This window comes from Teichococcus coralli, assembly GCF_009829925.1.
Classification (GTDB): domain Bacteria; phylum Pseudomonadota; class Alphaproteobacteria; order Acetobacterales; family Acetobacteraceae; genus Pseudoroseomonas; species Pseudoroseomonas coralli.
In genome coordinates this window covers 373112-387837 of sequence record NZ_SNVJ01000001.1, presented here as the reverse complement: position 1 = coordinate 387837, position 14726 = coordinate 373112, and the positions used below count along the sequence as shown (strand labels likewise).

Annotated in this window: 8 protein-coding genes; 4 read left to right on the top strand and 4 right to left on the bottom strand. The window is 69.9% G+C overall.

Annotation, left to right across the window (positions count from 1 at the left end):
• Positions 1-36: 36 nt before the first annotated feature.
• A complete protein-coding gene (locus E0493_RS01795; protein WP_160935185.1) occupies positions 37-2958 on the bottom strand; it encodes a PAS domain S-box protein in 2922 nt (973 codons plus the stop codon).
• A 293-nt stretch (positions 2959-3251) separates the two neighbouring features.
• Between E0493_RS01795 and E0493_RS01790 the strand changes: the two genes are divergently transcribed.
• A complete protein-coding gene (locus E0493_RS01790; protein WP_160935184.1) occupies positions 3252-3422 on the top strand; it encodes a hypothetical protein in 171 nt (56 codons plus the stop codon).
• Here the strand turns inward: E0493_RS01790 and E0493_RS01785 are convergent.
• Positions 3416-4642, bottom strand: coding sequence for an SH3 domain-containing protein (locus E0493_RS01785; RefSeq protein WP_160935183.1), 1227 nt, complete (start codon positions 4640-4642; stop codon positions 3416-3418). The two genes, E0493_RS01790 and E0493_RS01785, sit on opposite strands and share 7 nt — an antisense overlap.
• 889 nt (positions 4643-5531) lie before the next feature.
• Between E0493_RS01785 and E0493_RS01780 the strand changes: the two genes are divergently transcribed.
• From E0493_RS01780 to E0493_RS01770, 3 genes are all read left to right on the top strand, one after another.
• Entirely contained in the window at positions 5532-6515 is a 984-nt protein-coding gene (locus E0493_RS01780; protein WP_160935182.1) for a hypothetical protein, read from the top strand.
• A gap of 6 nt (positions 6516-6521) precedes the next feature.
• Complete coding sequence (locus E0493_RS01775; RefSeq protein WP_160935181.1) at positions 6522-8057, top strand: MBOAT family O-acyltransferase; 1536 nt, start codon at positions 6522-6524, stop codon at positions 8055-8057.
• A gap of 131 nt (positions 8058-8188) precedes the next feature.
• The gene (locus tag E0493_RS01770) at positions 8189-9607 is read left to right on the top strand and encodes an MFS transporter (protein ID WP_367614437.1); all 1419 of its coding nucleotides are present in this window, start codon (positions 8189-8191) and stop codon (positions 9605-9607) included.
• A 44-nt stretch (positions 9608-9651) separates the two neighbouring features.
• Here E0493_RS01770 and E0493_RS01765 read toward each other — a convergent pair whose 3' ends face one another.
• Together E0493_RS01765 and E0493_RS01760 are read right to left on the bottom strand one after the other, a co-directional pair.
• On the bottom strand, positions 9652-11229 hold the full coding sequence (locus E0493_RS01765; protein ID WP_160935180.1) for an ArnT family glycosyltransferase: 1578 nt from the start codon (positions 11227-11229) through the stop codon (positions 9652-9654).
• A 416-nt stretch (positions 11230-11645) separates the two neighbouring features.
• On the bottom strand, positions 11646-14726 hold the full coding sequence (locus E0493_RS01760) for an efflux RND transporter permease subunit (RefSeq protein ID WP_160935179.1): 3081 nt from the start codon (positions 14724-14726) through the stop codon (positions 11646-11648).

Genomic DNA, 14726 nt, shown 5'->3' with positions numbered 1-14726 from the left:
AAGGAGCGCGCTACAAAGGAGGGCGCCGCGAGGCCGTCATCGCCGGTTCCGCCGCAGCACCGACCGCATCTTCGCCGCCAGCTCCTCCATGCTGAAGGGCTTGGTCATCACGTCCATGTCGGGCCCTAGCGTGGCCTCGCCGATCGCCGCCTTCTCGGCGTAGCCGGTGATGAACACGACCTTCAGCTCGGGCCGGCGCACCCGCGCGGCATCGGCCAGCTGGCGGCCGTTCATGCCACCAGGCAGCCCGACATCGGTCAGCAGCAGGTCCACCCGCGCATCGCCCTCAAGGATGAGCTGCGCCGCCGCCGCATCCGCGGCTTCCAGGACGGCATAGCCGACCTCTCGCAGCGCCTCGGCCATGAGGATGCGGATGGCCGGCTCATCATCCACCACCAGCACGGTTTCGTTGCGCCGGGCGTGGCCGAGGGGTGCCGGCCTCCGGCCGGCGGCCTCCTCATCCGTCCCGCCGAGGTGCCGGGGCAGGTCGATCTCCACCGTCGTGCCGCGGCCCGGCTCGCTGGCGATGCGCACCTGGCCGCAGCTCTGCCGCGCGAAGCCGTACACCATCGAAAGGCCGAGCCCGGTGCCCTGGCCCAGCGGCTTGGTGGTGTAGAAAGGATCGAAGGCGCGCGCGAGCACCTCCGGCGCCATGCCGGTGCCGGAATCGGTCACGCGGAGCGCGACATACTGCCCCGCCTTCATCTCCGGCGCGGGAGGGCGCCCGTGGCGGAAATCCGCATTCTCCGTGCCGATGATGAGGCGTCCGCCATCGGGCATGGCGTCACGGGCATTGATGCAAAGGTTCAGCAGGGCATTCTCGAGCTGGTTGCGGTCGCAGCGCGTGAGCCAGAGATCCTGGGCGAGCGCGAGCTCCACCGCGATGGCCGGCCCGACGGTGCGGCGGATCAGCTCCTCGATCTCCTTGACCAGCCGGTTCATGTCGGTCGGCTGCGGGTCGAGCGTTTGCCGGCGGGAGAAGGCAAGCAGGCGGTGGGTGAGGGCGGCGGCCCGGTCGGCGGCGCCGCGAGCCAGGCGGATATAGCGGTCCAGTTCCTTGAAGCGCTGCTGCGCGACGCGCGTCTGCAGCATCTCCAGCCCGGCGATGATGCCGGCGAGCAGGTTGTTGAAATCGTGCGCCAGCCCGCCGGTCAGCTGGCCGACCGCTTCCATCTTCTGCGAGTGCCGGAGTTGCTCCTCGGCTTGCGCCAGGGCGATCGCCTGCTCCTTCTCGGCCGTGACGTCGCGGACAACCGTGTAGACCAGCCCGCCTTCGGTGGCCGTGCTCCAGGAAAGCCAGCGGTAGCCGCCGTCGGCGGTGCGGATGCGGTTCTCGAAGTGGGGGCGCGGCTCGCCGCGCGCCACGCGCGCCAGCTCGGCGCAGGTGGCCGGCCGATCCTCCGGGTGCACCATCCACTCCGGCGGCCGGCCGACCAGCTCCTCCTCATGCCACCCGAGCGTGCGTGTCCAGGCGGGGTTGACGCTGAGCAGGGTGCCCTCCGCATCGGCGATGCCGAGCATGTCCCGGCTGAGTCGCCAGATCCGGTCACGCTCGCGCGTACGCTCTGCCACACGCTGCTCAAGCGTGTCGTTGAGCTGGCGGATGGTCTCCTGCGCGCGGTACTCGGCGTCAACGTCGGTGGAGCCGCCGAACCAGCGCAGGATGCGGCCGGTCCGTGGGTCGCGGTGGGGTTCGCCAACGGTGAGGAGCCAGCGGTACTCGCCTTCGGCGGTGCGGAGGCGGTGGTTGACGCGGAAGCTGTGGCCGGACGCCTTCGCACCCCGCCAGGCCGCCAGCGTGACCGCCACGTCGTCGGGGTGCAGCAGGTCAAGGACGCGGTTGCCCGAGAGGCCCTCCTCGACGGGCAGGCCCGTGAACTCCGCCCAGCGCCGGTTGAGGAAGTCGAGCCGGCCCTCCGCGTCAGTCTGCCAGACGATCTGCGGCACGGTATCCGCCATCAGCCGCAGCCGCATCTCGCTGCTCCGCAGGGCCTGCAGGGAGCGCTCCTCCGCGAGGCTGCTCAGTCCCGCGCTGATGATGCCCACCAGAAGCTGCGCCAGGGCGGCATCCCGCTCGCTGAAGGCATCGGGCCGGCTGGAGGCCAGCTTCAGCACGGCGACGAAGGCGCCCCGGTGCGGCACCGGCACGGTGATCACCGACCGCGTGCCGAGCTTCCGGTACAAGGCAGCATCGTTCTGCGGGTCGGCCAGAACGTCGTTGCAGAGCAGCATCCGCCCTTCATCCAGGCAGCGGCCGGACAGCGTGCGGTGGCGGGGAAGGCGCGTTCCCACGGTGCAACTGCCCGCGGTCACGCGATAAACCAGCTCCTCGCCTTCCTCCGTCTCGATGCAGCCGCTCTCCGCCGAGCCAATCACGCCCATGGCGGCCGAGATCACGGCCCGCCAGATCGTCATCTCGTCGCCCGGGCCGTGGGTTGCGGCCTGCTGCGCGGCGAGGAGCCGCTGGTACTCGGTCGCCGGCTCAGGCTTGCCGCCCTCCCGCAGCACCTTCACACGGCTGACGTGCACATGGCTGACGTGCAGACCTTCCTCGCCATTTCCCCGGAAACGGCCGCGCCGCCGGCGCCGTGGCGTGGCCGCTGCAGCCTCCAGGAGTGGTGCAAGCTGCGCGCTGGCTTGCCCGGCGAGTTCGCGCAGCTGCCCGTGCTGCTTCGCGCTCAGGGTGCTCCGACGCGGCTGCGTGTCGAACACGCAGAGCGCCCCAAGGGGCCGTCCTTCCCATTCGACCGGGACTCCGGCGCAGAAGTGCAGCGCGCCGGAGGATTGCCAGGCATCAGGCAGGATCTCCGCAGCCTGCGCGACCTGGGCGCAGAAGGCGAGCGCCTCCGCAAGATGGGAGCGGGGCACCGCGTGCTCCACCAGGAGGGGCAGGATCTCGCTGGAGGAAAGGTGGAGGATGGCGGCGGGCGCCTCCAGCAGTTCGGCCGCCGCTCGCACCAGCACCCTCAGCGCGGGCCCACCGGGGGCATTTGACAGCTCGGGCGGCGGCTGTCCGCCATGGCGCAGCGCTTCCCGCGCTGAAGGTAAGGGAGGCTGCGCGGTCATCCGCGCCCATCCCAAAGGCCGCATTCTCGCCCGAAAGGAGCCTGATGGGCGGAAGAGCCGGGCATGTCCCCCATGGAAACTTCTGGACCTCCCCGGAGTATCGGCATCCGTGACCGCCGCCGCCTTGCGCGGCTCAGGCTGCTTGAGGCACGCCTGCGAGCGTCATGCGCGCCGCTGGAGGGTCCTTGAGCAAGCCGCAAGAGCCGGCCGAGGCAACGGTCTTAAACACCTTCCTTGGTAGCGACGGAAGTGTAACGGATTCGCGCTGTGGTGGAGCAGAAAAACGTGATCCGCAGAATGCGAGCGGCGGAAAAATTTCGACCGCGAGCGCAAAACGGGAGTTGTCCGTCTACTGAATCAATCCGCCGTAGATCCATCCGAGCGTCGTGCCATCCGGCAAGGCGACGCGCAGCCAGCCTTCGCTGTTTTCGATGATGCGGACCTGTGTTCCCCCTGGCACCACCCGCAGGATCGGCGCGCCCCCGAAGGGCGCCGCGCGCACGTTCGAGTCCTGTGTGACCAGGCCAGGACGCCACATGCCACCCAACTGGCCACCGGACGGTGGTGCGGGGGTGGCGGAAGGTGCCTCGGCCGCGGCAGGCGGCGCGGAAGGCGGAGACCCGGGCTGCGCGGGGGCCGGAACCGGAGGCGGCGCAGCGGCGATGGGCGGCGGGGGCGGCGCCGGAGGAGGCGGCAGGGGCAGCTCAGTCCCGCCATTCTGCGGCGGCGGTGCCGTCACGCCCACGGGGGGAACCGGCATGGGCGCGGCAGGCCCGGGAGCCTGCTCAAGCCGCGGCTGCGCGGCCGGCGGCGCCTGCAATGGCGGCGGCTGCGGCGCCCTGGCCGGTGCGGGCGTGTCCGGGCCGGTGGCGAGAACGCCAAGCAGATAGGCCGCGGCAAGGGCGGGAGGCACCGCCAGCCAGCCCCAGACCAATCCGGGATGGCGGCCGCGTTCCGGGGCCGACTGACGGGCACTCAGCGGCGCCGCCGGGCGGGGCGGGGCGGGGCGTTGCGGCTGCTGCGGCGACTGCGGCTGCGTTGCGGGGTCGGCTGCCGGCGCGACGGAAGCCCCAAGCTGCCGGTAAGGGTGCAGCATCTTATAAGGGCAGCCCGCCAGCACCTCGAGATAGGCCCGGTAGGCGGCCACGAAGGCCCCCCCGAGTGCCGCATTGCTGATCGCCAGGGATTTCACCAGGCCATCGCCGCTGATGTCGATGCGCATGTACTGCGCCAGCGGTCCGGTCTCGGCCTGGCCGATGATCTCGGCATCGCCGGACGGCGAGCTCTCGACGAAGCGGAAACTGCCGACATCCATGGCGATGCGGCGGCCTTCGATCACACGCTCGCTGCCGTAGAAGAAGCCCGGCAGGAACTCCCAGAAGCCGACGCCCATCAGCACGACGGTGTGGCAGTCCTTCTCGATCCCCTGCTCGGGCACGGCGGCGACGGAAAGGCCACGCGGTTCGCGCGGGGCCATGCCTCCCTCAGGACCGCTGCGGTGTACCATCTCGAACACCATCCCGGCCTCGGCGAGGTCGGTGGCGGCGCGCACGAAGGCTTCATAGGCCTGGCGCAAGGCCGGATCCTGCAGCACCGCCCGCGCCTGCGGCAGAATGGCCCGGCGGCGCTCACTGGTGGCCGGCTGCGGCCCGAACTCCCCTGTCAGCGCCGGGTCGAGCGGATGCTGGGGAGCCGCTTGCTCGGAAGCGGGTTTTGGTAGGTCCGGCATAGGCGGCACCGGGCGTGCCTGCCGCCCGGGTCCGGCAGGATCGGCCCCCGGGCGGGGCTGGGAGCTGTCAGGCGTATGCAGGCGGGAGAGCATGGCGAACCCTTCGCATACGAGATTCTCGCGTCAAGACACCGGGCCCGACGCAGTGGCCGTGACGATGTGCAAATCCTTGCCAGCACCGCATGGCCATGGCGGGGGCAGCGCAACTCGGACGCGGAAGGCAAGGTCAAGCCTGCCGTGGTTTGCCGGAAGCGGCGAAGGCTTTCTTCCCTGGCGAAGGCGCCGCTCGCCTCACATCCCTGTTAGAGCTGGCGGCATAGGACCTGGCCGCACTCCCTGATTGAACAAAGGGATTGGGCGATCGCTGCTCCCATGAACGTGTCCAGAGGAAATGCCTTCAGGCAGAACGCCAGATTGAAAACTCATGGCCAAAATGTCAGAAAGTTTCCATGAAACAGCCATGTTTCCTGGCGGCCGTTGGTGCGGCCATCACGCCGCCATAGAGAATCTGGCCTTGCCGTCACGCGGCCAGGGAAGGGCAGGTTTCTCCTGCCTTCGGCGGGGCTGAACGGGCTGCGGCGCTGCGCTGCGATCCGTTCCTCCGCCCACCTCCCGCGCTGAAGGCGAAGGGTGCCGCCCGCCTGCCGGCGCCCCACTCCCCCCGCTTGTTCACCGACCCGTACCGAGATGTGACGCGCGGCTCCATGACTCGCGCGCCCAGCCGAAGGGGCCGACCGTGTCTGATCAGCACTCCTCCCACCGCAAGGACACCACCGCCGCTGCGCCGCTGAGGCGTCCAGCCATGCGCTTCCTCGCCGCCTTTCTGCTGCTGGTGCTGAGCGGAATCGGCGTCGCCGCCGCCCTGCACATGGCACTGGCGCGCAAGGGGCTGCTGCCGCCGCCGCCGCTCGCCGCCACCTGGTGCATCGACGAGAAGTTCGCCTTTCTCCGCGAAACACGCCTGGAAGAGGTCACGCTCTTCGCAATCGGTTCCTCGGCCACCTGGCGCAACCTGGACATGCCGCTGCTGGAGCGGCGCCTGCCAGGCACGCGCGCGCTCAACGCGGCGCCCTGCTACCTGCATATCGACCAGACCGCCTTCATGGCCGGGTTCCTGCTGGAGCGCATGCCGCGGGTGGATACCGTGCTCGCCGTCGTCGCGCCGCGCGACTTCGAGGCCTGCCCGCTCAGCCAGCGCGCCTTCTTTGACCCGCATCTCGGCGGTGCCTACCTCAACGGCGCGGTGCCGGGCTGGCTGCCCTATGTCACCGGCTTCCGCCCGATGTACCTGGCGCGCGAGGCCATCGAGCAGGAGAACCTGCCACCCGGACCCGACGACGTCGCGCTGGATGGCCATGGTTCCAGCATCCTGCGCAAGCCACATTTCTGGCGCCCCGCGCCGGCCTTCGACCCGGCCTGCTACGAGGGGCTTGCCGCGCTGGAGGAGGCGGCCAGCTCACGCGGCGCCCGGCTGGTTGTCGCCACCCTGCCGGTGATGCCGGAATGGGGCGAGCGCTTCGACCGGAACGGCAGCCTGGTGGAAAGCTGGACGCGCGAGATGCGCGCGGCATTGCGGCAGCCCGAAACCCTTCTTCTGGACGGTCGCGGCCTGGCTTGGGGCAACCAGCGCTTCGCCGACCCGGTGCACCTGCTGTACCCCTACCATCGGCCCTTTACCGACTTCATCGCCAGCGCCCTTGCCCGGCAGACGGGGAGCTGAGGCGCCATGCTCTTCAACTCACACGTTTTCATCCTGCTCTTCCTGCCGCTGACCCTGGCCGGCTTCTTCCTGCTGGGCCGGCTGCGGGATAGGCGGCCGGCGCGGCTCTGGCTGCTGGCCGCCTCGCTGGTCTTCTACGGCTGGTGGAGCCTGACCTATCTCGGCCTGCTGCTCGGCTCGATGCTGGTGAACTACGCGCTGGGCCGGCGCATCGGCACCATCCGCTTGGCCGCGCCGGGGCGGGCGAAAGCGCTGATGCTGCTTGGCGTGGCCGGCAACATCGCCCTGCTGGCCTGGTACAAGTACGCCATCTTCATCGCAGGCAACCTGGCGACGCTGACGGGGCTGGACTTCGCGGTGGGCGGCGTCGTGCTGCCGCTCGCCATCTCCTTCTATACCTTCCTGCAGATCGCCTATCTCGTGGACACGCGGAACGGTCGCGCGGAGGACTACAGCCTCCTCGACTACACGCTGTTCGTGACCTTCTTCCCGCACCTGATCGCCGGGCCGATCGTGCACCACCACGAGCTGATCCCGCAGTTCCACCGGCGCGCCACCTACCGCTTCCAGCCGGAGGAGGTGGCGGCGGGGGTGACCTTTTTCGCCATCGGGCTGATCAAGAAGCTCGTCATCGCCGACCCCGTCGGAGCGCTGGCGACGCCGGTCTTCCAGGGCGCGGCGGAGGCGCCGCCCGGCCTGCTCGAGGCATGGCTCGGCACCGTCGCCTTCTCGGTCGGGCTGTATTTCGACTTCTCCGCCTATTCCGACATGGCGATCGGCCTTGCCCGCATGTTCGGCGTCCGTTTCCCCTACAACTTCAACTCGCCGTACAAGGCGGACTCGATCATCGACTTCTGGCGGCGCTGGCACATGACGCTGTCACGCTTCTTGCGCGACTACGTCTACATCGCCATGGGCGGCAGCCGGCGCGGTCCGCTGCGGCGGCACGCCAACCTGATGGCCACCATGCTGCTGGGTGGCCTGTGGCACGGCGCGGGCTGGACCTTCGTGGTCTGGGGCGGGCTGCACGGCGCCTATCTGCTGGCGAACCATGCCTGGAGGTCGGTGGCGCGGAGCGAGCATGGGCTGCCGCGCCTCGGCCCGCGCGCGGCGCAGCTGTTGACGCTGCTGGCGGTGATGCTCGCCTGGGTGTTCTTCGCCGCGCCCGATCTCGGTGCCGCCCTGGCGGTGCTCGGCGGCATGGCCGGATTGAACGGCCCGATGCAGGCGGGCACCGCCGACCTGCTTGGCGCCGCGCTGCAAGGTGGCCCCGCCGCGGTGGTGGCGATCACCGGCGGCATGGCGCTGCTGCGGGGCATGCTCAGCCTGCTGATCCTTGGAGGAGCGCTGCTGGCGATCTTTCTGGCGCCCAACTCCCAGGAGATCGTGGACGGCCGGGCCGGCGCGCCGGACGAGCCGCAACGCTGGCGTAGATTGCGCTTCCGGCCGCGGGCCACCTCCGCCTGCACCGCCGCGGCCGCCTTTCTGCTGGCGCTGGCGCTGATGGCCGATGTGAAGGAGTTCGTCTACTTCCAGTTCTGACCGGCTGCCCCGGCAGGCGCGGCGGCCGCGAGCGGCTCCGGGCGGCGCCGCTTCCGCCCTGTGCAGCGTGCAACGCGGCCTGACCGCCAGGGGTCATGGTCGCCGCGGGGGCCACGGCGTAGCCTGCTTCCGTGCGTGACGATTCGACCTCCCCCGAGCCCAGGCTCCCCGACCCCAGGGTGATGGCCGCCATCGTGGCCAGCGCCCTGTTCATGCAGAACCTCGACAGCACCGTGGTGGCCACCGCCTTGCCGGCGATGGCGCGTTCGCTCGGCGAGGACCCGCTGGTGATGGGGGTGGCCATCACCTCCTACCTGGTGGCGCTGACCGTCTTCATCCCGCTCAGCGGCTGGGTGGCGGACCGCTTCGGGGCGAAGCAGGTCTTCATGGCGGCCATCGCTACCTTCACCCTGGCCTCCGTCTTCTGCGGGCTTTCTGGCGGGCTGGCTGAACTGGTGGCGGCGCGCGTGCTGCAGGGCCTGGGCGGAGCGATGATGGTGCCGGTCGGGCGCCTGCTTCTGTTGCGGCGGATCCGGAAGGAGGAACTGCTCTCCGTCACCACCTGGCTGACCATGCCCGGCCTGCTCGGTCCGCTGCTGGGCCCGCCGGTGGGCGGCCTGCTGACGGACCTGATTTCCTGGCGTGCCGTGTTCTGGATCAACCTGCCGGTCGGCATCCTCGGCCTGCTGCTGGTGTGGCGGATCATCCCGGCGCTGCCGGCCAGCCTGCCGCCGCCGCCGGATCTCCGCGGGCTGACCCTGGTCGGGGCCGCGCTGGCCTGCCTGATGTTCGCTTTCGAGACGCTTGGGCGTGGCCTGGTGCCTGGCGGCGTGGCGGAAGCGATGCTGGTGCTCGGGCTGGTGCTGGCCGTGGTTGCCGTGCGGCACTGCCTGCGGGCGGCCAATCCGGCGCTGGATTTCAGCCTGATGGCCATCCCCAGCTTCCGTGTTCCGAACGTTGCGGGGGTGCTGTTCCGCATCGGCGCCGGTGCCGTGCCCTTCCTGGTGCCGCTGACGCTGCAGCTCGGCTTCGGCGCCAGCGCCGCGGAGAGCGGCATGATCAGCTTCGCCACCGCGCTCGGCGCCTTCGCCATGAAGCCCATGGCGAAGTTCGCGCTCGGCAGCTTCGGCTTCCGCAACGTGCTGGTCTGGAACGCGGTCCTCGCCTCCGGGGCCATCGCCGCCTGCGCCACCTTCCGGCCGGGATGGCCCACCGCGGCGGTGTTCGTGGTGCTGCTGCTGGGCGGCCTGTTCCGCTCGCTGCACTTCACCACGCTGAACACCCTGGCCTATGCCGACGTGCCGCAGGAGAAGCTCTCCGCGGCAACAAGCCTCTACAGCACCGCGCAGCAGCTGCCGCAGGCCATCGGCGTGGCGGTGGCCTCGGCGGTCTTGCAGACGAGCGTCGCGCTGGGCGGGCGTGAGGCGGCGGCCATGCCGGATTTCACGGCAGGCTTCCTGGTCGGCGCCCTGTTGACGTTGAGCGCCGCACCCCTGGCGGCGAGGCTGCCGAAGAATGTGGGGGAGGGGATCGTCCGCGGGCGCCGGTGAGGCCAGTCGGTGAGGCCAGCCGGTGAGGCCAACCGGCTCCCAGCTCAGCGCAGGCCCCAGATCTCCACCGTGCCGCCCGCTCCTTCCACCGTGTTCGCGAGGTGGTAGTCCCGCGCAAGCGCTTCGGTGATCAGCCCGGCCGCGTCGGGGCGGACCGAGCTCCAGCGGCCGCGATGCAGCACGATGGCGCGGGGGTGCTGGCCGAGAACCCGGGCAACCTCCTGGAGCTGGTCGATCATGGCGGGGTTGCTGTCGCTCCCCAGCCGGCTGTCGGTCTGGTCGGCGAGGTGCTGCGGGAAGACGTAGGGCGTAGCCACCCCGCCATGGGCCAGCATGTAGATGATCGGATCCTCGTTCACCACGTAGATCGGATCGCCGGGCCGGATCACCGCGGAGACGTCACGCGCCACCTCGACCAGCGGGTTGCGCAGGCCGAAGCCGGTGCGGACCCGCTCCGAGAGGGCGATGGCCCATGGCGAGAGGCTGGCGGCCAGCACCACCAGGGCAAAGGCAAGCCTTGCCTCGGCCGGCCGCAGGCTGCGTGCGAGCTGCCGGGCGCCGACGGCGCCGACCACCGAAAGCGGCGCCAGCCAGGTCAGGAAGTAGTGGTCGTAGAACTTGCTCAGCGTGACGATGCCGGCCGTTGCCGCAGCGAACCAGAAGGTACAGCCGAGCAGAAGCAGGCCCAGGCCGGCGGGACGCCCTTGCGCACGCGGCCGCCACACCAGGGCGACCAGCGCCACCGCTCCGAGGCCGAAGGCCCAGCAGAAACCGAGCAAGGCCAGGGCGACCTGCCGCAGCGCCTCGGTGCGCGACGCGCTTTCGGTGATGTAGTTCAAGGGCGCGACGAAGTTCGGAAAGGCGTAGGCCAGGAGCTCGCCCCGCAGCAGGTAAGGCAGGCCAGCCAGCAGGATTGGTGCCGCGCAGACCATGGCATAGCAGAGCGCAAGCCCGGCCAGGCGCGGCAGGGTCAGGGCATGGCAGCGCCAGGCCACGAGGACGACCAGCAGAAAGGCCGCTGATCCTTCCATGACCACGACGCTCTTCATCACCAGGGCAAGCCCGATGGGAACCCCCATCAGCAGCATGTCACGCCAGGCGGGTGGCGCGCCGCCTTCGAGGATTCGGCGGCAGGTGCGCAGCGTTGCCGCCATGCTCAGCGCAACAAGAGGCGCGAAAAGGATCTCGGTGTTGGTGGAGGAGCCGTTCAGGAGGAGGCTCTGGCCGACGTAGAGCAGCCCGGCCGCGAGCCCGGTGCTGCGCGACCCGCCGGCCGCCCGCACCACCAGGATCAGCGCCGAGGCCGCGGCCGTGACGGAAATGATGCCGAGCAGGCGGATGCTGAACAGGCTCTCGCCCAGCAGGGCGAAGGTGGCGGCGAAAACAGCCGGCACTCCGAGTGGATGCATGTCCCACACGGCGAGGTAGGGTAGGCCGCCGCGCAGCCACTCCCGTGCCTGGACCATGTAGAGGCCCTCGTCCGGGGTCAGCCCCACAGGAAAGAAGGCGGGAATCCGCAATACGAAGGCGGCCAGAAACAGGAAGCCGATGGCGCCGACCCACCAGCGCATCCCGGCCGAGACGCGGGTGCGGCGAAGGCTCGGGCGAGCAGGGTATGGCATCTCTCCGCCGCCAATCGGCACCGCGCCGGAGCTTCCCGGCAAGGCTGCAACTCCAGGCACGTCGTTCATGCATCCGGCTCCGCGGGTACGACGACCACCCCGCTGGTTGCCGTATGAGCCCCCGGTGATCGCAGTGCACATAATTGGATAGCGATCTTGCGGTGCGCCACAACGCACATAATTGTTTGGCGTCACAAGCCAGATACGAAACTAAATAGTTGAAAAGAAAAGAGAAAACGGTTTCTGAAATGGGGGGCTGCTCATGATTGCGCCCAAGAAACACAAATTCTTTATGAAAATTAAACATAATTCGCGCGATTTGGCGCGTCGCCTTACAACCAGGGCGAGCTGCCGGTGGTGCGGGCATGGCAGGGCGGAGCCTGGAGGGGGACAGATGGAAGTGATCGCGGAAGCGCTTACTCGGCGGCCTGCGGCGCGACCGAGCTCCGGCTGAAGCGGCGCGCCAAGCCCTCGAAAGCCAGGAACAGCACCGGGGTGACGAACAGCGTGAGTGCTTGGGAGACGGCGAGGCCACCCACGACCGCCAGGCCCAGGGGCTGCCGCAGCTCCGCCGAGGCGCCCCATCCGGCGGCGATTGGCACGGCGCCGGCGGCGGCGGCGAGCGTGGTCATCATGATCGGCCGGAAGCGAAGGATGCTGGCCTCGCGCACCGCCGTCAGCGGGTCCTCGCCGGTGCGCTGGCGCGCCAGCGCCACGTCCACCACCATGATGGCGTTCTTCTTCACCAACCCGATCAGCAGCAGCACGCCGATCACCGCGATGACCGAGAGGTCCAGCCCGAAAAGCCAGAGCGTCGCCAGCGCGCCCAGCGCGGCGGGCGGCAGGCCGGACAGGATGGTCAGCGGATGGACCAGGCTCTCATAGAGCACGCCCAACACCACGTACATGATCAGCACCGCCGCCAGCAGCAGCATGCCCTGGCCGGCCAGCGCCTCCTGGAAGATCTGCGCCGTGCCGGCATAGCCGGAGACGATGGTGGGCGGCAGGCCGAGCTCCTGCTCGGTGCGGGCGATGGCCTGGGTCGCGTCGCCCAGCGCCACGCCAGGGGCCGTGTTGAAGCCGATGGTGACGGCCGGGAGCTGGCCCTGATGCGCCACCGTCAGCGGGCCGACGCTGCGCGAGATGGTGGCGATGCCGGCCAGCGGCACCAGCCGGCCCGAAGCCGCGCGCAGGTAAACCTTGGCCAGCCCCGCCTCGTCCTGCTGGTCACGCGGCAGCGCTTCCAGGATGACGGCATAGCTGTCCGAGGCGCCGAAGATGGTGCTGATCTGCCGCGCGCCATAGGCGGAGTAGAGCGCCTGGCGCACCTGCTCCACGGTGACGCCCAGCGCGGCGGCGCGATCGCGGTCCACGTTCACGGAGAGGATGGGAGCGGCCATCTGCAGGTCGCTGTTGACGTCCTGCAGCTCGGGCAGCTTGTGCAGCGCCTCGGTCATGCGTTCGGACCAGTCGTAGAGCTCATCCGCCCGCAGGCCCTGCAGCGTGTACTGATAGAGCGTGCGGGAGGGGCGGGCCCCGAAGTTCAGGTTCTGGATCGGGTTCAGGAAGACCCGCATGCCCGGGATGCCGCTGGTCTGGCGGCGGAGCTGCTGGATGACCTCGCCCACCGGCGGCCGCTCGGCGCGGGGCTTGAGCTGCACGAACATGCGGCCCTGGTTCAGGGCGCCGCTGCTGCCGCTGATCCCGATGATGGAGTTCACCAGTTCGACCGAGGGGTGCTTCGCGATGATCTCGGCGATCCGCGCCTGCCGCGTCGCCATGTCGTTGAAGGAGGTGTCCTGCGGCCCCTGGGTGCCGACGCTGAGCAGGCCGGTATCCTCCACCGGAAAGAAGCCCTTGGGAATGGTGACGGCGAGCCAGGCGGAAAGCCCGATGGAGGCGAGGAAGACCAGCCAAACCGCCGGGCGGAAGCGCAGCGCCTTGTCCAGCAGCCAGCCATATCCGCGCTCGACGGCCCGGAAGCCCTTCTCCAGCGCGGCGTCGAAGCGGGAGGGGCGGCCATGCGCCGGCAGGCGGCTGGCCATCAGCGGCGTCAGCGTCAGCGAGACGAAGCAGGAGACGATCACCGCCAGCGAGACGGTGGCGGCGAAGGCGTTGAACACCCGCCCCACGACCCCGCCCATCAGCAGGATCGGCAGGAAGACCGCGATCAGCGAAAGGGTGATGGAGATGATGGTGAAGCCGATCTCCCGCGCGCCGCGCATGGCGGCGGCAAGAGGCTTCATGCCCTCCTCCATGTGCCGGACGATGGCCTCCAGCATGACGATGGCATCGTCCACCACCAGGCCGACGGCGAGCGTCAGGCCAAGCAGGGTGATGTTGTCGATGCCGTAGCCCAGCGCGTACATCAGCCCAAAGGTGCCGGCCAGCGAGATCGGCACCGCGACGCCCGGGATCAGCGTGGCGCTCAGCTTGCGCAGAAACAGGAAGATCACCAGCACCACGAGCCCGACCGCGATCATCAGGTGGTGCTGCACGTCATGCACCGCCTCGCGGATCGAGACCGAGCGGTCGAGCATCACGGTCAGCTCGGCGCCAGGGGGGAGGGCGGCCTGCAGGGCGGGAAGCGCCGCCTTCACGCCATCCACCACGTCCACCGTATTGGCGTCGGGCTGGCGCTGCACCGCCAGCGTCAGGCCGCGGGTGCCGTTCATCCATGCGGCGACGCGGTTGTTCTCCACCCCGTCCACCACCGCGGCGACGTCCTGCACCCGGATCGGCGCGTTGCCGCGCCCGCCGATGATGAGGCGGCCAAACTCGCGGGCGTCCTGCAGCTGGTCGTTGGCGCGCAGGGTGAGCTGCTGGCGCGGGCCGTTCAGCGTGCCAACCGGGGCGTTGCTGTTGGCTGCCGCGATGGCCCGCTGCGCCTCGTCGAATCCAAGGCCGAGGGCGGCGAGGCGGTCCGGGTCGAGCTGCACGCGGACGGCGTATTTCTGCTCGCCGTAGGTGATCACCTGCGCCACGCCCGGGATGCGCGAGAGGGCAGGGGAGATCAGCACCGCCGCCACCTCGTTGAGCCGGTAGAGCGGCACGTCGCCACCGCGCAGGTTCAGCAGCACCACCGGCGCGTCGGCCGGGTTGGATTTCCGGAAGGAGGGTGGGGTGGTCATCTCCTGCGGCAGTCGCCGCTGCGCGCGGGAGAGGGCGGACTGCACGTCGAGCGCCGCCGCGTCGATGTCGCGGCCAAGCACGAACTGCAGCGTGATCTGCGTGGTGCCCTGGCCGCTGCTGGAAGACATCTGCTCGATGCCGGAGATGGTGGAGAACTCGCGCTCCAGCGGCAGCGCCACCGAGTTGGCCATGGTTTCCGGGCTGGCGCCGGGGAGCTGGGCCGAGACGCTGATGACCGGGAAGTCCACCCGGGGGATCGCCGCCACGGGGAGCTGGAAATAGGCCACGATGCCCGCCAGCACGGCGGCGGCCGCCAGCAGCCCGGTCATCACCGGGCGGCGGATGCAAAGCTCGGAGAGGTGCAT